This is a genomic window from Salegentibacter lacus (assembly GCF_020164555.1).
In the GTDB taxonomy this organism is placed as follows: domain Bacteria; phylum Bacteroidota; class Bacteroidia; order Flavobacteriales; family Flavobacteriaceae; genus Salegentibacter; species Salegentibacter lacus.
On the sequence record NZ_JAIQZB010000003.1, the window covers coordinates 85,980 to 104,414 of the forward strand.

17 protein-coding genes are annotated in these 18,435 nt (G+C 38.1%); 15 read left to right on the forward strand and 2 right to left on the reverse strand.

Features of this window, described 5'->3' with window-relative positions; all coding sequences use genetic code 11:
- The first annotated feature begins 177 nt into the window (after positions 1-177).
- The 15 genes from LB465_RS03150 (at position 178) to LB465_RS03220 (ending at position 15,080) form a co-directional block, all read left to right on the forward strand.
- Entirely contained in the window at positions 178-2,598 is a 2,421-nt protein-coding gene (locus LB465_RS03150; RefSeq protein ID WP_224466909.1) for a bifunctional aminotransferase class I/II-fold pyridoxal phosphate-dependent enzyme/GNAT family N-acetyltransferase, read from the forward strand.
- Between the two features lie 101 nt (positions 2,599-2,699).
- Complete coding sequence (locus LB465_RS03155; protein WP_224466911.1) at positions 2,700-3,533, forward strand: RteC domain-containing protein; 834 nt, start codon at positions 2,700-2,702, stop codon at positions 3,531-3,533.
- 258 nt (positions 3,534-3,791) lie between these two features.
- Positions 3,792-4,064 (forward strand): helix-turn-helix domain-containing protein, encoded by a 273-nt coding sequence (locus tag LB465_RS03160; RefSeq protein ID WP_224467209.1) that lies wholly within the window; start codon positions 3,792-3,794, stop codon positions 4,062-4,064.
- Between the two features lie 11 nt (positions 4,065-4,075).
- On the forward strand, positions 4,076-4,885 hold the full coding sequence (locus LB465_RS03165; RefSeq protein WP_224466914.1) for a hypothetical protein: 810 nt from the start codon (positions 4,076-4,078) through the stop codon (positions 4,883-4,885).
- On the forward strand, positions 4,869-5,525 hold the full coding sequence (locus LB465_RS03170; protein WP_224466916.1) for an ATPase: 657 nt from the start codon (positions 4,869-4,871) through the stop codon (positions 5,523-5,525). Before LB465_RS03165 ends, LB465_RS03170 begins: the two co-directional genes overlap by 17 nt.
- A 3-nt stretch (positions 5,526-5,528) precedes the next feature.
- A complete protein-coding gene (locus LB465_RS03175; RefSeq protein ID WP_224466918.1) occupies positions 5,529-6,650 on the forward strand; it encodes an exonuclease/endonuclease/phosphatase family protein in 1,122 nt (373 codons plus the stop codon).
- Between the two features lie 132 nt (positions 6,651-6,782).
- Positions 6,783-7,070, forward strand: a complete 288-nt coding sequence (locus LB465_RS03180; RefSeq protein WP_224466920.1) for a hypothetical protein — start codon at positions 6,783-6,785, stop codon at positions 7,068-7,070.
- 267 nt (positions 7,071-7,337) lie between these two features.
- On the forward strand, positions 7,338-9,752 hold the full coding sequence (locus LB465_RS03185) for a TraG family conjugative transposon ATPase (protein ID WP_224467211.1): 2,415 nt from the start codon (positions 7,338-7,340) through the stop codon (positions 9,750-9,752).
- Positions 9,749-10,336, forward strand: a complete 588-nt coding sequence (locus LB465_RS03190; RefSeq protein ID WP_224466923.1) for a conjugal transfer protein — start codon at positions 9,749-9,751, stop codon at positions 10,334-10,336. The genes LB465_RS03185 and LB465_RS03190 overlap by 4 nt, the downstream gene beginning before the upstream one ends.
- 3 nt (positions 10,337-10,339) lie before the next feature.
- The gene (locus LB465_RS03195; protein ID WP_224466925.1) at positions 10,340-11,164 is read left to right on the forward strand and encodes a hypothetical protein; all 825 of its coding nucleotides are present in this window, start codon (positions 10,340-10,342) and stop codon (positions 11,162-11,164) included.
- Between the two features lie 12 nt (positions 11,165-11,176).
- On the forward strand, positions 11,177-11,794 hold the full coding sequence (locus LB465_RS03200) for a conjugal transfer protein TraK (RefSeq protein WP_224466927.1): 618 nt from the start codon (positions 11,177-11,179) through the stop codon (positions 11,792-11,794).
- Positions 11,781-12,695 (forward strand): conjugative transposon protein TraM, encoded by a 915-nt coding sequence (gene traM, locus LB465_RS03205; protein WP_224466929.1) that lies wholly within the window; start codon positions 11,781-11,783, stop codon positions 12,693-12,695. The genes LB465_RS03200 and traM overlap by 14 nt, the downstream gene beginning before the upstream one ends.
- Positions 12,692-13,486: a DUF4138 domain-containing protein gene (locus LB465_RS03210; protein WP_224466931.1), complete on the forward strand. Its 795-nt coding sequence runs from the start codon at positions 12,692-12,694 to the stop codon at positions 13,484-13,486. Before traM ends, LB465_RS03210 begins: the two co-directional genes overlap by 4 nt.
- A 584-nt stretch (positions 13,487-14,070) precedes the next feature.
- Positions 14,071-14,454 carry a hypothetical protein gene (locus LB465_RS03215; protein WP_224466933.1) on the forward strand — a complete coding sequence of 128 codons (384 nt, stop codon included), beginning with the start codon at positions 14,071-14,073 and terminating at the stop codon, positions 14,452-14,454.
- A gap of 218 nt (positions 14,455-14,672) precedes the next feature.
- Positions 14,673-15,080, forward strand: a complete 408-nt coding sequence (locus tag LB465_RS03220; RefSeq protein WP_224466935.1) for a hypothetical protein — start codon at positions 14,673-14,675, stop codon at positions 15,078-15,080.
- A 138-nt stretch (positions 15,081-15,218) separates the two neighbouring features.
- Here the strand turns inward: LB465_RS03220 and lepB are convergent, their stop codons facing one another.
- Together lepB and LB465_RS03230 are read right to left on the reverse strand one after the other, a co-directional pair.
- Positions 15,219-16,817, reverse strand: a complete 1,599-nt coding sequence (lepB, locus tag LB465_RS03225) for a signal peptidase I (RefSeq protein ID WP_224466938.1) — start codon at positions 16,815-16,817, stop codon at positions 15,219-15,221.
- A gap of 163 nt (positions 16,818-16,980) precedes the next feature.
- Entirely contained in the window at positions 16,981-18,345 is a 1,365-nt protein-coding gene (locus LB465_RS03230) for a type IV secretory system conjugative DNA transfer family protein (RefSeq protein ID WP_224466940.1), read from the reverse strand.
- Positions 18,346-18,435 lie beyond the last annotated feature (90 nt).

The following is an 18,435-nucleotide window of genomic DNA, read 5'->3' on the forward strand; positions in this document are numbered from 1 at the left end:
AAAAAAATTGACTTCGAGGGTCATTTAATTTCATTCATAGTCAAAATTTAGGCTACTATTTGACTTTTTAGACTAAAATTTTACTTTACGGATCATTTCCCTGGTTAACTTAAATTCAAATTGTTAAGTCTTTAAAAAGATTTTTTAGCTTGAGTTTGTTAATCAAAAAATAGGGCAATGGCTAAAGTTAAACACAACAATTTTCTGGATACTGTCGATGAAGTTATCACAAGTGCTACACAAGAAGGAGTATTACATTTAAAAGCACAGGGAGAGCACTTAAATGGAAGAAAGATAATAATCAATGACAGGGAGTCTTTCCACTTCGGAACCACAGGTTATTTAGGTTTGGAGCAGGATGCACGGCTAAAGGCTGCTGCAATAAATGCAATACAAAAGTACGGGACCCAGTTTCCACTTTCCAAGACCTACATTTCCCATCCATTATATGCTCCTCTAGAAGAAAAAATTCATAGCATGTATAATCATCCCATCTTAATTACCAAAAACAGTACGTTAGGCCATCTAGCTGTAATTCCTACCGCAGTTCGGGATGGTGATGCCATTATTCTGGATCACCAGGTCCATTGGAGTGTACAAAGTGCTACGGAAGTTTTAAAATCAAGGGGTATTCCAGTTAGAATGATCCGGCACAACAACATGGATATGCTAGAGCGATATATTATAGAATTTAGAAATAAGGTTGATAAGATTTGGTATATGGCTGATGGCGTTTATTCAATGTATGGAGATTTTGCACCCTTAAAAGATTTAATGGATCTATCTAAAAAGTACCCGCAATTACATTTGTATATAGATGATGTTCACGGTATGAGCTGGAAAGGTAGAAACGGAACCGGTTATGTTATGTCTGTGTTGAAGGATATTCCAGAAAATATGCTATTATTCGGCACCTTGAGTAAAACATTTGGTGCCAGTGGCGCAGTTCTGGTATGTCCTGACGTTAAATTACATAAGAAAATAAAAAATTTCGGAGGTCCTTTAACTTTTTCCGCTCAGTTAGAACCGGCTTCGGTAGCTGCTGCAACGGCTTCAGCTGATATTCATTTATCTCCTGAAATTTATGAATTACAGGAAGATTTACAGCTAAAAATAGGTTACTTCAATGAACTGCTTGAAAAGACCGACCTTCCTTTGGTACACCAAAATACTTCACCAGTATTTTATATGGGTACAGGGCTTCCTGCCACCGGGTATAATTTTGTAAGTAAATTAATGAAGGCTGGATTTTTTGTCAACCTAGGATTATTTCCTGCGGTACCAGTTAAAAATACCGGTGTACGGATTACTATTTCCAGACATAACGAATTGGAGGATATTAAAGCACTTGTAGATGCCATGAGCTTATATTTACCCAAAGCTTTAAAAGAGACACACAATGATTTACCTAAGATTCATCAATCATTTGGTATGGAAACAGAAAAACGGAAAGCTGCTAAACCGAATGAGAAGGAGGAAGGTTTGAGTTTAGGCTACAAAAATACTATTGAACAGGTTGATAAGAGGGAATGGAATGCATGTTTTGGGGGATTAGGAACCTTTGATTGGGAGGGTCTTTCTTTTTTGGAGAGTGTATTTACCAATAATGAACTTAAAGAACATAACTGGGCATTCCATTATATTATAATTAAAGATAAAAGTAGAAATATAGTTTTAGCGGCGCCCCTAACCAGCGGGATATTAAAAAGTGATATGCTTTCGAATGCACATACTTCCCGGGCAATCGAAGAAATCCGAAAAGAGGATCCTTATTATATGACTGATATTGTGCTTTCCTTAGGATCGGTTTTCTCGGAAGGGGAACACTTATATGTAGATTCCAACCATCCTCTGCAGGAAAAAGCAATCCGGTTATTTTTGGAAAAGGTAGAGGAGATAAAAAACCGAGTTAAGGCAAAAATAGTTATTTTACGCGATTTTGATAAGGAGAATTCATTGCATAGTTTTTTTCACGACCAAGGATTTATCCCTATCGATATGCCTGATTCTTGCGAGATTTCCGAGCTAAACTGGAAAGACGAAGAAAACTATATTGAAACTTTAAGCAAACGCTCCAGAAAACACTTTAGAAAAGAAGTAAAAGCATTTGAGAATTCTTTTAAGGTTACAATACTACAACATCCCAAACCAGAAGAGATCGATTATCACTATGGGCTATTTGAACAAGTATGGCAACATAATTTAGGGATAAATACTTTTAAATTTCCTAAAAAACTCTTCCATACGATGGCCACCAATCCCAATTGGGAATTCCTTGTTTTAAAGTTAAATAAATTGGAGATGGAGACAAATGATAGACCGGTAGGGGTTATGTTTTGTTACCGGTCCGGAGATACTTATGTACCCAGTTTAGTAGGAATGGATTATACCTATAATGAGAAATTTAATACTTATCGCCAATTACTATATCAAACCATAAAAAGGGCTGGAAAAAGTCAGTTTACCCATATCAACTTTGGCTTAAGTGCAAGTTTTGAAAAACGAAAATTAGGAGCCACCCTGATTCCCAAAGTCGCGTATATTCAAGCAGATGATAATTTTAGTTTGGAAGCGATGGATTGGATTAGAGCGGATTGATTCGCCCCTCTCAAGCATAATTTTTAATATATCCTCCTTAAAAAACCATATTGAAAATAGCGCAACAACGGTATTATTTGTTTTCCCTTAATACGAATCTCATGTTCGAGAAGGCAATTTCTATGTTTACTGACCAGGTAGACCGGATCATCAATTCGGAAAGTTCATCACTTAAAAAAGCCGAATCTGGGATCCGGCTATGCAACCGTACCCTATCTGAACTGCAGCATATGGTAGAAAAGGAGGATTTCGAGGATTCGGCTGCTGAGATCAACTTCTTTAAAAATATTAAACCCATACCCATGAGTTACCTGATCTACTTTACGGAGGTCAGGACCTGTGAGCTCAGTATTCCCAAGGCCGGAAATAATCCAAAAATCCGGTTCCTGGAAAAGGAAGTAAAAAAGATTAATAAGTTTTTTTCTCAGACCAAGGATTTCGTGAACTACATGGAGCAGTCCCACAACTATATGGATCCCCAGTATTTTACGCGGAATAACCTCGATTATCATCCATTTGCACCTACGATCAATTATTATCAATACCCGGAATTCTCTACGAGTCACGATATGCTATGGGCAATGATTCAGGCGATGTACAAATTCATTCATTACATCCGTGAGAAACTTCAAAAATTACAGCCCGGGAATAAGTCGCTTTACGCGGAAAAACAGCCTAAACTTTTGCTTTGGTCAGGGTCGAAAACCGCGCTTGTAGAGCTTATTTATGCCTTATATGCAGATGGTTCGTTGAACCATGGGAATGTGGAGATAAGTACAATCATCTCATCCTTTGAAGACTTCTTTAATACGAAATTAGACCAGGGGTATAAAACCTATTCTGATATCAAGGCCAGGAAAGGAGATAGGACAAAATACCTAAACCAACTCATTTTGAAACTGGAGAATAAGATGCGTAGGGATGATGGCCTGTAATTTCGTACCAAACCGTAATTACGGTTTTTTTATTTCAAATTTTCTCCACTTTGATTGCTACAATTCTTTCCATTTCATTCCTCAAAATACCCCAATTCTTACCAAGGAATATAAATGTTAAATTTTATAGTAACTACTATGGGCCTTGGGAAAGATCCAGCTAAAAGCCCTTCAACTTTGTACATACGAAAGTTAAACCAGTAGAATTCCATCTTTAAAAATTATAACGAGATGGGGCTTTACACAAAACGTATTGCAATGGCAACAAGTATTATCACCACGGAAGACCTGGCATCATTTAAAAAGGAATTGTTAGGCGAAATCAAAGTATTACTACAGGAACAGGGAAAATTCTCTTCTAAAAAGTACCTCAAATCCACGGATGTAATGAAAATGCTCAAAATCAGCCCGGGAACTCTGCAAAACCTGAGGGTCAATGGGACTTTGCCCTATAGTAAAATTGGGGGACTTATTTTTTATGAAGCGGATAAGATTGCGGCAGTATTGGAAGAAAATAAGGTAGAATTTTAGAAACAGGCCTTATGAATTACATCCGCCTTCTAACAGACGTAACTGAAAAGTTTAAAACTGATGACCGGTTAAATGCCACCCACATCAGTATTTATTATGCGCTTTTCCAGTATTGGAACCTTTTCCGTTTTCGGAACCAGTTTTTTGTACAACGGGAAGAAATCATGCAAGCATCAAAAGTTGGTTCTCTGTCCACGTATCATAGATGTATTAATGACCTAAATAGGTGGAACTATATCGCTTACCTCCCTTCTAAAAATCCTTTAAAAGGAAGCCAGGTTAAGATGGCTGTGTTTTGGAAAAACAGAAAAAAAATCAAAGACCTGCCTCAATCGTATGAAGGGAACCCACCTGAGGAGTATGAGATAATTGATGAACAAGTTGTGGATGCTTTTGAATCTGGTGATGGAAGAGTGGACAAGCTTGAAACCACAAAGAAACAAGCGGTGGATATGCCTGGAACCAGTGATAGACAAGTAACAAAAAAGAAAGGGTCAAGTGATGAACAAGCACTGGTATGTGAAACAAACAATATAAAACCTACTAAAGAAACTAAACAGACCAGACTTAGTCCCCCAAGCGAGGATGAAGTAGTTAAATTTTTTAATCAAAAAAAATGGTCGGTAAGGGAAGCTCTAAAATTTTATCACCACTACCAAGCTATCGGGTGGAAGATCGGTGGCAATACCCCAATTGAAAATTGGAAATCACTTGCACATCGATGGATGCTCAAAGCCGGAGAATTCAAGAATTTAAACCGGAAAGAGCCGGAAGATTATTTGAAAACAACAAAAAATAAAAATTATGGTGAACCCCTGTGAAATTATCGAAGGTGGCGTGACCTATAGCATTGGCAAGGCGCGGGGCAAAAAAGTACGCTATGATTTTCCGAAAATGCTGGAGTACCTCGAGATCAAAGGAAAGCTTTTATTTCAAAAGGATTTCCGGTTGTTCCCGGAGGATGAAGCCTTGCTCTTCAAGCTCTGCAATTATATCATCGCAGACCAGGAGCAGTGTGAAAAATTGAAGCTAGACCCCAGAAAAGGCCTTTTGCTCAGTGGCCCTGTTGGATGTGGAAAGACCAGTTTTATAAAATTACTTCGATACCTGGTGCCGCATCAAAAAAGTTACCAGGTTATTCCCAGCCGGAATGTTGTTTTTTCCTTCAACCACCTTGGTTATAAAACAATCGAGGATTACGGAAATACAAGTTACCTGTGTTTTGATGATCTCGGGGTGGAGCCTATGGGGAGATATTATGGACACGACTGTAATGTAATCGGAGAGATATTACTCTCTCGCTATGAACTTTTACTGAACCACAAAGTTAGAACCCACGCTACTACTAACCTCATTGCCGAGGAACTGGAGCAGCGCTATGGTAACCGGGTCAGGAGCCGAATGCGACAATTATTTAACCTGGTTGCTTTTGCTGAAAATGCAACCGATAAAAGAAAATAAATCATGAGAATAGCAAGTTATAATATTGAAAATTTATACTTCAGGGATGAATCCCTATTTGGAACAGGGCACAATAAAAACTTTATGGACTGGCTGGATGAGTTCGAAGCCATTTTACGAAAAGGTTTACGGCTTGATGATGATTACCGAAGACTAAGGGAACTATCCTTTCTTATGGGGCTTAACAAGGAGAACCCTCAAAAATACCTGGTACTTCGAAACCACAGTGGGCAATTACACGGTAAAATCGTAACCTCTGGCAGGTCTTTAGAAAAAGCATTAAAAGGCAGCCTGGCCTGGACCAAGATGACCAGTCAGATGATTCCCCAGGATGCAGTATTGAGTAAAGCCAGGGTAATTAGTGAGATCAATCCTGATGTGCTCTTACTACAGGAGATCGAGGATCGTGCAAGTCTTTTAAGTTTCCGGGATAAGTACCTCGCTGATTTTAATTATAGGGAGTGTTACTATTTTGAGGGAAACTCCACAAAGGGCCTTGGCTTTGGGATTCTTTTACGAAAAGGTTTTTCCCTCTCCGTATGCAGGGCCTATTCTAATAAAGAAGACGTAGATGGAAAGCCACTTTTCGGTACGGGTATGCAAGTATTGTGGCTTCGGGATCCTAAAGGCCAGTTATTTCGAATTATTAATACCAATCTCTCATCTGGTGAAAAAGGAGAAAAGGCAGATCATAAAAGAAAAGCGCAGCTAAGATTTATCAGCCAGGTCTGGGAGGACCAACTGGATATGTTCCATGATCTTTTAATATGCTGTGGGAGTTTAGGCAGACCCTCCTATTGTGAATCCCTCTCCGAGTTGATCTCTAAAACCGAAATTAGAAATATCCTGAAAAGTGGTTGTTTTAAAGCCGACCGGGATTATGGAAAGGCCGCAACGTATTTTAGCCTGGGGGCTTATCAAAAAGGCATCAATCTACGGGAGACGGAGTATTTTTTATTCAACAATACCCCTAAAGCTGAAATTATGAGCTGTGGTCTTAGTCGTAGGGGCATTTGGTCGGGCAGGGATCGAAAATGGTTTTGCTATCCAGGTATCACCAGTGGAAAAAACCAGGCCAGTAGTCATCCCTTAATGTGGGCTGATTTTTTGTTAAAGCCTGATTAGGAAAATTCATTTTTATAACACGCTGAATTATATATCCGTAATAATGATTAAATGAAGCGTTAAACTATTGTATTTAAGTATTATAGATGTCGATAAGAGTTTAGTTTTCAAAAGAATTTAAAACTATACTTTATGAGAAATCGAATCTACCCCAGCCTTTTTTTGTCCCTGTTCAGTATCCCGATGTTCGCGCAGATCGGTGGGATCGAACAATCCGTAGCGGATATTTCCGATACGATTAGGAGTGTTTTCCCCATCATTCTGGGTATCATTTTCCTGGTAGGTTTTCTTTTTAATGCAGGTCATTTCTTTGGAGAGAATTCAGACCTTAAAAAGGGAATAACCCGCGTTCTGGTTTTCGTGCTTATCGCCGGGGCGGTAGTGGGAATCTTTACCTATCTCATTGGCATAGTAGTCTAATGAAAAGCTACCAGGTGTACCGAAATATCCGTAAGAATGCCATGATCTTCGGATTGGTTGTCAGCAGTTTTGCGATCCAGATGGGATCTGTGGTCGCATCGCTGCTACTGATCATTTTTTCTTTCAAACTAATCCTTCTTTTAGCGGTAGTGGTTTGGAACCTTGGACTCTACATCGTCTTATTACGATTGCGGAGTTTCGATTTTACACAATTAAGCAGTAGCCTTCCGCTACTTATTTCAAATAAAAAAACAGGTTTAAGTAAGTATTATGAGTATTAACCTTCAACATTTTTACCCGATAATAGACCAACAAAATAACCTTGTCTTTCTGGCTAATGGTAATATCAGTCTTGGCTATGCTTTAGAATTACCCGAGATCTTTTCCCTTTCGGAAAAAGCTTTTGAAAAACTACACAATAGCTGGTTTCAGGCTTTAAAAGCCCTTCCTGTTGGGACGGTTGTTCATAAACAGGATGTTTATCTGAAAAAGGAATTTGATGCTAAAGCTTTAACAGGCACTAGTTTTCTTTCTAAAGCAACTTCAAAACACTTTGAGGGGAGGCAGCGATTAGAGCATCGTAGCTACCTGTTTTTCACCTGGCCCATGAACAGGACATTTTCCAGACCCAGAATGGCTAATCCTTTTGTGAAAACTCCTAAGACACTTCCAACTCAGCTCAATACCAATACACAGCACTTTATCGCTGCGGTCGGCGATGCTGTAGGGTATTTAAATAATACAGGCAACCTGGAATTAAAAGCGCTTTCTCCTGAATATACCCTAACCATTACCAATCAATATTTTAATGGATTTCAGATGGATAGTGATACCGATATCCGTTTAAAAGATGGAGAACTTCGCATCGGAAACCGCCGGTTCGGGATGCTTGCCGTTAACCATGAATCTTGTTTTGGTGAGGGTGTACAAAGCAGTAAACCAAATCCCAGGTTCACCTCGGATGAGATTAGTTTTCACCAGGGCTTTTTGGATGATCTTGGGCTGGAACTGTATGAAGACCATGTGGTTAACCAGATTCTTTACCTCGATGACCGAAACCGGTGGATGGCAATTTTAAATAAGAAAAGAGAAGAACTATTAAAGAGTGTCAATTTTGGAACTCAGAATAGGATTTTTCTAGATCAAATCGAGGAAACCCTGGAAACCATTAGTAAAGATGACCAATCCCGTCTCATTAGGGGGCAGGTCAATATTTTGTTTGCAGGTGAGGATGGGAAAGAAGTCAGCCGGATCAGTTCCGTTATAAAAACCGGGTTTAAGGAGCTTGATATTAAACCCTATGAACCAGCCGGACCATTATTATATCAATATTTTTTAAATAGTTATTTCGGCCATAGTGCAGGGTTTTCCAATGATGATCTCTATGTCACCGACATAAAACATGCTTTATGTTTATGGATCAACAATACCGGATATCATAGTGATAAAGAAGGTATATTATTCAATGATCGCATCTTTAACTCCCCGGTGATTAAAGATGTTTGGGATAATGATAAAAAACGCATAAAGGCAAGAAATTTCGCCATCTTTGCGCCCACCGGGGAGGGTAAATCATTTTTAGCCAATAATATTTTACGCCAGTTCTATGAAGCGGGTACGCGCCTGGTGATCATTGACCTGGGAGGTTCCTATTCCAAGTTTGCCAAACTCTATCCCGACGACCATATTATCCTGCGTTATGAGCACGGAAAGAATTTAGGGATTAATCCCTTTTATATTGAAAGACCAGATGACCTGGGCCCGGAGCGAATTGAAGACCTGTGTGGTTTTTTATTGGAGCTCTACGCTTCGGGACTCAAGGTCGCCAAAGAAGGACAGGTCGCTTTAAAAAAGATTCTACAGTTTTATTATGAACAAAACTCATCCCCATACTCATTACATGGATTTTATGAGTTCGTTACACAAAATCACGAAGATTTTGAAAGCAGACTAGGCATCGGTAGCGACTATTTCAACCCCGGTCAATTTCTACACATTATGTCAGAGTATGTAGGAGATGGAATGTATGGATTTCTATTTGAGAGCAGTTTGGATCAGGCGTATAAATTAGAGGATAAGCGGATGATCATTTTTGAACTGGACGAAGTCAGGGATAATAAAGAGATCCTTTCGGTGATGCTCAAACTGATCAAATCAGCAGTGCAACGAACGATCTGGAAAAATCGTGATGAACGGGGAATCATTCTCTTCGATGAATTTGCTAAGCAGCTTAAGTTCGAAAATGTGCTGGAGAGTGTAGAATTCTATTACCAGGCGATCCGTAAACAGGAGGGAGCTATTGGAATTATCCTGCAGTCCATTAACCAACTTCCTGAAAATGCCACCGCGGCTAGTATCCTTGAAAACACCCAGGTAATCTATAGCCTGCATAATGAGAAGGGTTATAAGGATCTTAGCCGTCGCCTTAATTTATCGGCGCACGACCTAAACCAATTACATTCAATCCGCAACAATCTTAAGGGTAAACGAAAGTACACCGAGATCTTTATCAAGATCGGTAAGGAGAGCAATATATTCAGGTTAGAAGTACCCCCAGAAGTCTACGCGGCCTATCTCACCGATGGTAAAGAAAACCAGGCCATTATGGCCATTTACAATAAAACTCAAAATATGGAGAGAGCTATCACAGAATTTTTAACCACTAAAACAGCAACATTATGAAAAACAGGAACAAACTCAAATCCTTAATTATTGTATTGGCCATTACCTTTTTCCCATCCGGGCACATTGTAGCCCAGGGGATGCCGGTGTATGATAATACCAATTTTTTAGCCCTAGGTCAATCTCTTATCGAATCGGCCAAGCAAACCTCGGAACTTTTAAAAACTGCCCGGTTTTTAAAAGAGCAAAAGGAGCGGATCGAAAAAGTAAATGCAGTCATTAACCAGCTAAAAGCAGTTCGAGAAATCGTCGAAAACAACCAACACTTATACGAAACCGTTAGGGAGGATCTCAGACAAATAATTTCCTCCCCCTATATCAGGGCTCAGGAAGTTGACCGCATTAGTGAATCTTTCAATAGCCTTATGGAAAATGCTTTGGAAGACCTGGACTTTATGCAGCAATTACTTACCAATGATATTTTAAATATGGACGATGCTCAGCGAATGGAGGTGCTGGAGACCCAACGTATGCGTTCCCGGCAGGTCATTCGGGAGATCGATTTAAAAAAGCAACGCTATGAGACCCTGATCGAATTCCGGCGTATCAAAGACCTAATCAATCAGCGTCAAACCCAATACTAAGCAATGGATCTAGGACTGGAATATGTAGACGCGGTATTTACCACGATAAAGGAAACCGATTTCTCCCAGTATACCATAGCGGGAATGAAAGGGCTGGCGATACTCTTGTTTTTAGTTAATATCATCAAGAAATACCACGAGGGGGCAGTTACAAGGGATGGCTATACCTGGGGACTAAGTCCCGGGGAGCTTATAAAAAACTTTATGGTAGTTCTTTTGGTTATATTTTCCAGCCAGATCTTGACGGTTTTTGATGGCATCCTGGTAGGCATCGAATCTAATTTCCGCGATACGGCACCCGCATTGGTACCCCTGCAATTGCAGGATATAGAGATCGATAGAGACGTTGGCTTTTTGGAAGCTGGGAGTAAAGCTTTAGGCTTGCTCTTTGAATACCTGGTGACCCCGTTTTATGCGTTAAAAATGATTGCTTTTATCCTGGGTTTATTTCTCTGGATCATGGATTTGTTCATCTATCCCTTATTTCTGGCGGAGCGATTTTTTATCCTGGGTTTGCTACAGGTATTTTTCCCGCTGGTCATAAGTTTATCGGTATTTGAAAAATTCCGGGATATGGGCTATCGCTTTTTTAAGCTCTATGCAGCGGTATATATGATCGTACCTGCATTTTTCCTGGTTAATATATTCATCAACCAACTCTACAGTGCCATTAATACCGAGTTTTGGCCCAGCCTTATCGGAAGTGCGGGCGAGGATAGTATCCTGGCACCGGTCATTCAACTGGGATCGGTAGCCTTTATTGTCCTTTTAAAATTCAAATTATACCACCGGGCAATTAGTTTCACCTTCCGGTTATTCGCTACTTAAAATCTATCATTTATGAAAACACCATATACCCATATTTACAAAGTACTCCGTTTAAACCGCTTCATAGTTTTAAGCGTACTTTTAATTGCTTTTGCCAGTAGCTTGATTTCCCTATACCAGGTAAGAAAGGTACAGCAGGATTTTCTTAACAAAGCTTTTGCCATAGGGCAAGAAGGAACGGTGCTTCCCTTAGAACTGGTAAATCAACAAGACCAGTTAGAAGTAGAGGCCAGGTCGCATTTAGATCGTTTTCACCGTTACTTTTATGATCTTAATACGAGCAATTATAAAGATAATTTAGAAAAGGCTTTATGGCTAGGCAATAGTTCCGTCGACCAGGTTTACCGACAGAAAAAAGCTGACGGGGTATATAACCGGCTCTTGCAGTACTCCCTGGTTCAGAAAGTAACCCAAATAGAATCTTCAATCGATCTATCCCAATCGCCTTATTCTTTTGAAGTGACAACGGGGTTTGAGATCAATAGGGGAAGTACCACTGAGCGCTACCAGCTTATCACCAGTGGAGAATTGTTAAGGGTTGACCGCAATTTTCCTCATAATCCGCACGGGTTATTGATCACCAATTTTTTTGAAAACCAATTAATAAAGCAAAACGATGAACATAAATAAGAAAAAGGCAGGTTTTATAGGCGTTGTAGCGCTACTACTTAGCTTTATCATAGGCTACGGACTATGGGGATTGGATAAGGGAGTAGAAGAAGAAGAAAAAATGATCAACCCGGCCGTGCCTTCTCTTTCTGAGGAATCCGAGGAATATCAGAGTAGAATGGAAGCTGTAGATGGGTTACGGGAAGAGCGTCAAAGTATTCCGCCAAGTCTATATCCGAACAAAAGCTTTGAAGAAACGGGGGAATATGACCCTTATTTGGAGGAAAAAGAGAAGAAAGCCCTTATGGACAGTATTCTTAAGCAAGGGCCTGACGTGGAAGAATACGGATTTGAAAAACCGGATACCATCCGTATTGCCCAAAACAATATCAAGTTTGATACGCTTAAGAGCTTACCAGAACCTCCGGATATAAACCCGGGCCAGGGACATTTGGATTTCTTTTTTGTATCAAAGGAACCAGTTAAGCAAATAGCGAGTGAAAACCAGGATGGTTTCTTAGCCAGTGTCAATGGTGACCAGGTAGTACGTAAAGATGAGCGATTGGAGCTTCGGGTAGAGAAACAAGTGATCATTGCCGGAGATACTCTTCCCAGAAACACCATTCTTTATGCCGGCTGTAGTTTTAGGGCTAACCGGTTACTTTTAGAAATTACAGGGAATGCGATCCCGGGAGAGAAGCTCGTTGCTTATGATCTCTCCGATGGCCTGGAGGGTATTTATATTGAAAACTCATTCCGGAGCCAGGTAACAACGGAGGTACTTGATGATGTCATTCAGGATATTAATATTTCAGGAGTTCCCCAGGTAAGGGGATTAAAAGGCATTTTCCAACGGAACAACAGGAACGTGAAAGTCAAAGTTTTAAACCAACATCAATTAATTTTAAAAACAGCATCATGAAATCTCTTTTTCAAATTTACTTATTTTTAATATTACCCGGGATACTTACAGCGCAGGCAGAAACCATTTATTGCAATGAATTTCAAAACGTGGTAGTAATGAGTCCCAGTCCTATTTCACAGGCGGTTACTGGTTCAGAGCATTTTGTGTTTACGTATGATAAAACGAGGTCTGACAGCATAGGGCTCTTACAGGGAAAGCCCGGGCATCCGAGCAATTTGGTGGTAAGGACTATGGACGGGGCGGTATATACCTACACATTAAAATATCGGGATAGTCTTTTGGATTATACCTATCAAATAAATAGGGCTAATAAAATCTCGTTAATCGATTCAGTAACATCTAATAAAAAGCCTACTTTAAAAAAGAAGGAAATCTTTAATGAGAGAAAGCAGAAATATTATCAAAAACTATCAACCTACTTTGCCACAAAGGCTAAAAAGCGGTTGGCAGTTAAAAGAAAAGATGAGATGCGTATTGAAGTGTTGGGGTTACAGCACCACCGGGACGAAGTTTATGTGACTTTTAGCATCAAAAACAGGTCAACGATAAATTATGAAATTGGTAGTTTGGCGCTATTTAAAGTCCAGGGTAAGAAATCCCGTAGAAGTTCTTTTCAGAAAATCCGGTTAGAACCCCTTTACACAAAGAAACAACCTGAGATAATATTGAAAGAAGAGCTGCGACAATTTACAGTAGTCTATCCAAAGTTCAGTTTAGGGGAGCATCAAAAACTGAGACTGGAATTAAATGAAGATCAGGGTTCCCGGTTTATTGGTCTGAATTTTTAAGGCAGTCGCATATACCTTACCTTTCAGGGTTTATTGACCTAAACTATTCCTTTCTTTTTTTCTTTAAATGAAATCAATTAGTTTAACTGCAGTTTCTGTGAAAGAATATCGAGGAAAAATAAATTATGAATTAAAACACCTAACAAATGTCTTATATGTTCCTTCATTATTTAGCAAGCTATATATACTGGATTTTCATCAAATTCTGTCGGACTAAAATCGAAGATGAACAGGAGCGTCAACATATTGAAAGAAATATTTTAACGCTTATATTAAGTATTTTTGTTTTAGGATTTATAATAACTAAGCTTTTTTAAGTTGAACTGAGTCTAGCCGTTTCAAATTAAAATTTAATTCTAAATAGTATGTTTCACAGCCTTATTTCTGATATAGGTGCATTTATATTCTGGATCTGCATAAAATTTGGAAGAACAGATTATGAAGAGGAAGCTAAAGAAAAAAATTATGGGAGAAATTTTCTTGTATTTATAATAGCCTCTTTTTTAATGGCATTCGTTGTAATAAAAATTTTATGATATTCTAAGGTCGAAAGGTTTTTGAGAGCATTGAAAAATACATCCTTGATGGAAATTGAATTCAAAAGAGCGTATAATTATATCATTTTATTATTCCTTATAATGGGCTTTAAAAATGAGAAAGGTGGTTTGAAATTATATGAGCAGGAAATATCTAGATCATTCGAAGGGGTTGTAGTGGATAAAGTGGCTACGAGACCTAATATGAATGAAACGCATATTAAAATTAGGACCCAAAACAATGAGGTCTTTCTTGTGAGTGTGTTTTTATCTACAATAGAAAAGCTAAAAATTTCTGACAGCGTATACAAACTCAAGGACGAAAATTTTATTTATTTGACCAGGAATAATAAAAAATTGAAATACCGATTTATAAATAAAACTACAGAAGAGAAATTAAAAGAAAAATATCCCAATTTAAAATTAAATTGAGGTTTGAATGACAATTATTGTTCCGAACTATTCCTAGTATAAAAACTAAATTTTTAAGTTAAGAAATATCATTAAATAACTTGGATCGAGAAAAAATGGGGGGTGTTTATTTCGATTGAAGCAACATCTTTTTTTAGACGCTCAAATTGAACAAATTAAAACTTTTGAAAATTTGCTTTTTGTCTTATGAAACTATTTACTAATTCTTAGAATTTTGAATGAAGAGATTTTTAAATCATACAGGTGCGATAATTGGGATTATAGCATTTTATTTCTTGATGGAGTATTTTATTTTTCAGCCTTCCATAATAAATTCTAAAGTAGAAAAAATTGAAGACAGTTTTAAAGGCGAAATAATAGAAATTTATGCCGTTAGAAATACACCTCCAACGCATATTAAATTAAAATCCAGTGATAAGATCATAAAGATCTCCCCTTCAAAACAGTTCATTGAAAATGCCGAAGTAGGAGATAGTGTTATAAAGAAGGGTGACGAAACAAGTATTTATTTAAAGAAAGACAATCAAATTGAAGAATTTACTTTCATAGAACTAAGTCCTGACAATTTTGATCACAGAGATTTTCCTAAGCATCTGAAGAAAAAATTATATAATGAATTTGAATAGAATATTTGTGATAAGCATACCAGGTATCAATTTTTTTCAGACTTCAAAATGTCTTTAATTAATGGGCTAAAAACCTGCCTGCAATAGGAATTTCATTAATAATTTGAGTATCTCAGAAACTCATTATTATGTATATGACTAATCACGTTTATTTTTTAGAAATTTTTGAATTCCTACAATGAATAATATTAGAATGATAAAATAAATGAAGTACGACCGTGGTTTACCTTCTCCTCCCACCGTAGTAAACATTCTCTCCCATCTGATTTTATCCAATCCACTAGCCATATTATCAAGACTTAACCAAATAAAGACAGGTTTCCCAACCACGTGGTCGAATGGTACAAAACCCCATTTTCGAGCATCTAGAGAGTTCTGACGATTATCACCCATCATCCAGTAATAATCCTGTTTAAATGTGTAATTATCGGTTTGACTACCGTTTATAAATATCTTATTATCCTTGATTTCTAATTGGTTATTTTCATATTCTCCGATAATTCGTTTGTAAAAAGGTAAAGTATTGCGGTTTAGGTTTACGGTCTCACCTTCTTTAGGGATATAAATAGGTCCGTAATTATCCAAATTCCACGTTAAGGAGTCTATATATGGAAAAACGTTTTGAGCTTCCTCTGGATTACTCAAGGATTTTTTAACCTCTTTAACTACGGGATGTTTTCTAATTAAATCTGCTTCAGAATCGGTAAGGGTTAATAAATACCCTCCTTTTTGATGCATTGCAAAATTTCCATTTGGATATTTCAGCCCATCACGAGCACCATATCTTTTGGTCAGTAATCTTTGATCTATGGCCTGACCTTGAGTATTTACAAAAAAGTTATATTGAGGTTTTGCCCGATCCGGTAAAACTGTTCGGTCTCCATTGATAAAAATATATCCTTCCTTTATTTCTAAAGAATCTCCGGGTACACCCACGGCTCTTTTTACTAAATTGGTTTTTTTATCGACAGGCTTATAGTAGTTACGATCTGGGGAAAAATCATTCATATCTAAAAGAGTATCTGCCGGCTGGTTGAAAACCACCAGATCATTTCTTTCGATTTGTTCTAGACCGGGAAATCTTAGGTAAGGGAATTGAAATATATTGATCCATGATGAATTCTTTTCCTCCTTCTCATCATTAAATAGATATGATTTACCTAAACCTGGAATAGTATCATGAACCATTGGTGCAGCAATCGTAGTCATAGGTATTCTTGCTCCGTAATTGATCTTACTTACTAATAAGAAATCACCTACTAATAGAGTTTTTTCTAAAGATGAGGATGGTATAGTATAAGGCTGTATAAAATAAGTGTGCACAATTGTGGCGGCAATAATTGCAAACAAAATAGAACTCACCCACTCGCCAACAGAGGTTCTTGGTTTAAGACTTCTGTCTTTTACAAAGGAAACATCCAGGAAATAATTGAGATAATAAATATAAAACCCAAAGGTTAAGATAGCCAACCATGTATCCAATATTGAATGTTTTCCAAAACTCCTAACCGTCTCCACCCAAATGACCGGGAACATAATAAGGTTTACAACCGGTATAAATAATAATAATGTCCACCACCATGGCCGGTTGATAATTTTCATTAAAACCACCGCATTATAAATAGGAACTATGGCTTCCCAGGGGTTTCTACCAGCTTTTTGATATAATTTATAAGTACCTAAGAAATGAATAAATTGAATTACTACAAATAGTAGAAACCATTGAAAAAATGTCATGGGGTAATTAATTTTACGGATAAGTATGAAAAAAGGACAATTTGTTACAAATTCTATTGCTTTACTGGTCTTTACAGACTTCTGACCAGTGCTATAATAAGCCTCAAAAATTTACCAGTCGTTGTTAAATGAACTGATAAGCTAAAATGTTTCAAATCGCGAGTTATTTAATCTTTAAAGAATTTAAGAGCATTTCAACTTCGGTATAGATATTTAGAAAGCTTGTATTGATTTCTTCAGGAGTGTAGTGCTGGAATTTTTTAGGTAGGTCTTTTTCCAGTTTTTGATACTTAAATTGCACCTTTTTCTCCTTACCATCCGCATAAGCTACAAATTCACCGGGTTTCAGTCTAAAAAAAAGATCTGCCCGTAATTTGGATACTTCTCTTTTGGTTCTTGTTATCCGGGTATCAAAATTAAGTCCTTCTCCTTTGCTGATACTCAGGACATCTCTTTTTACAAGTTCAAAAAACTTCTCATAATAGGCTGCTGTAACCGGGTCGTTGGTTTTACCAAAAAACTGGTAAGATAGGTTGGCCAGGATCGCCTTACTGGCTTTCTCTCCATAGAGTAAATCATTTTGCACCTTGTCCTGCAAGATATAGAGGGTGGCGATATCATAACTTCTAAGAGTGGCCGGAACACGATGCATATGTAATAGCCGAATGGTAGGCGCTTCTTCCATAAGCACAAAAGCACTTTCACGCTCTCTGACACTCATTTGTTTAATAACGGTGTGCAATATCATCGCAATGACCGGAGAATAAGCAGACTCGTTCTTTGGATTATTGACGATGGTTACTACTGATGGGTTTTGGGGATTATTGAGATCCAGTGACACCTCATGCGCAGAAAGACAGAAGAAAATTTTACGGGTAGTGATCTTTTTAAAAGCATTGGCGAGAGTTCCCCGAACCGCAGCTGTTTGTCTCTCTGAATCGATCCCGCTTATAAAGGCATCGGCCATCGCTCTAGAAGTAACATCAGAACTTAGAAACTCAATGAGTTGATCAGAAGTCATCCGCTGGTATAGAGCGATAAGATGAGGAAGCGTGCAGAATTTAGGATGGTAGGTTTTCAACTTCCAGATCAATCCGCATAGAATTCCTTCCACGGCATCATTAAAGAACCGGTTGGTACCACTGGCAAACTGTTCTTTTTGCTCAAGCAGGTTTTCCATTAATACGCGTGCAATTTCATTGACGCTTTCTTCATCAGGAAGGTAGTGCGGTGCAATGGGATTTACTTTATGGTAGACAGGGTCAAAAGAAATGATCTTAAAAGGGATAGGAGAATCTTTAAATAAGGGGTAGGCAAGTTCGGTGAGTTCAAAATTTTTATAATCATGGATGATACCACAGAATTGATGTTTGGACAAGTGCTTTAGGAAATTATAGACAACGCTTTCTGTTTTTCCGCTTCCGGCAGCGCCGGTAATGGAAACGCCTCTTCTTAGGTTCTGGATGGAAAGACTCCCTGATTCCAGGGTAAATTTAACCCTGTATTTTGAGTTCAGTCCTGCGGCCATGGCTTTTAATTGGCAGATGTAGTGCCACAACAAAATGAGTAATAGGGGCAAAGCCACGTAAAGTAAAATGATTTTTTCGTTACTGGGAAA

What these genes read in the sequence shown, in the direction of transcription:
- LB465_RS03155 (WP_224466911.1), top strand. Translation starts at nt 2,700, where the DNA reads ATGTTCGAGAAGGCAATTTCTATGTTTACTGACCAGGTAGACCGGATC.
- traM (WP_224466929.1), top strand. Translation starts at nt 11,781, where the DNA reads ATGAACATAAATAAGAAAAAGGCAGGTTTTATAGGCGTTGTAGCGCTA.
- LB465_RS03215 (WP_224466933.1), top strand. Translation starts at nt 14,071, where the DNA reads ATGGAAATTGAATTCAAAAGAGCGTATAATTATATCATTTTATTATTC.
- LB465_RS03150 (WP_224466909.1), top strand. Translation starts at nt 178, where the DNA reads ATGGCTAAAGTTAAACACAACAATTTTCTGGATACTGTCGATGAAGTT.
- LB465_RS03175 (WP_224466918.1), top strand. Translation starts at nt 5,529, where the DNA reads ATGAGAATAGCAAGTTATAATATTGAAAATTTATACTTCAGGGATGAA.
- LB465_RS03230 (WP_224466940.1), bottom strand. Translation starts at nt 18,345, where the DNA reads ATGGCCGCAGGACTGAACTCAAAATACAGGGTTAAATTTACCCTGGAA.
- LB465_RS03200 (WP_224466927.1), top strand. Translation starts at nt 11,177, where the DNA reads ATGAAAACACCATATACCCATATTTACAAAGTACTCCGTTTAAACCGC.
- lepB (WP_224466938.1), bottom strand. Translation starts at nt 16,817, where the DNA reads ATGACATTTTTTCAATGGTTTCTACTATTTGTAGTAATTCAATTTATT.
- LB465_RS03190 (WP_224466923.1), top strand. Translation starts at nt 9,749, where the DNA reads ATGAAAAACAGGAACAAACTCAAATCCTTAATTATTGTATTGGCCATT.
- LB465_RS03220 (WP_224466935.1), top strand. Translation starts at nt 14,673, where the DNA reads ATGAAGAGATTTTTAAATCATACAGGTGCGATAATTGGGATTATAGCA.
- LB465_RS03195 (WP_224466925.1), top strand. Translation starts at nt 10,340, where the DNA reads ATGGATCTAGGACTGGAATATGTAGACGCGGTATTTACCACGATAAAG.
- LB465_RS03165 (WP_224466914.1), top strand. Translation starts at nt 4,076, where the DNA reads ATGAATTACATCCGCCTTCTAACAGACGTAACTGAAAAGTTTAAAACT.
- LB465_RS03160 (WP_224467209.1), top strand. Translation starts at nt 3,792, where the DNA reads ATGGCAACAAGTATTATCACCACGGAAGACCTGGCATCATTTAAAAAG.
- LB465_RS03210 (WP_224466931.1), top strand. Translation starts at nt 12,692, where the DNA reads ATGAAATCTCTTTTTCAAATTTACTTATTTTTAATATTACCCGGGATA.
- LB465_RS03180 (WP_224466920.1), top strand. Translation starts at nt 6,783, where the DNA reads ATGAGAAATCGAATCTACCCCAGCCTTTTTTTGTCCCTGTTCAGTATC.
- LB465_RS03170 (WP_224466916.1), top strand. Translation starts at nt 4,869, where the DNA reads ATGGTGAACCCCTGTGAAATTATCGAAGGTGGCGTGACCTATAGCATT.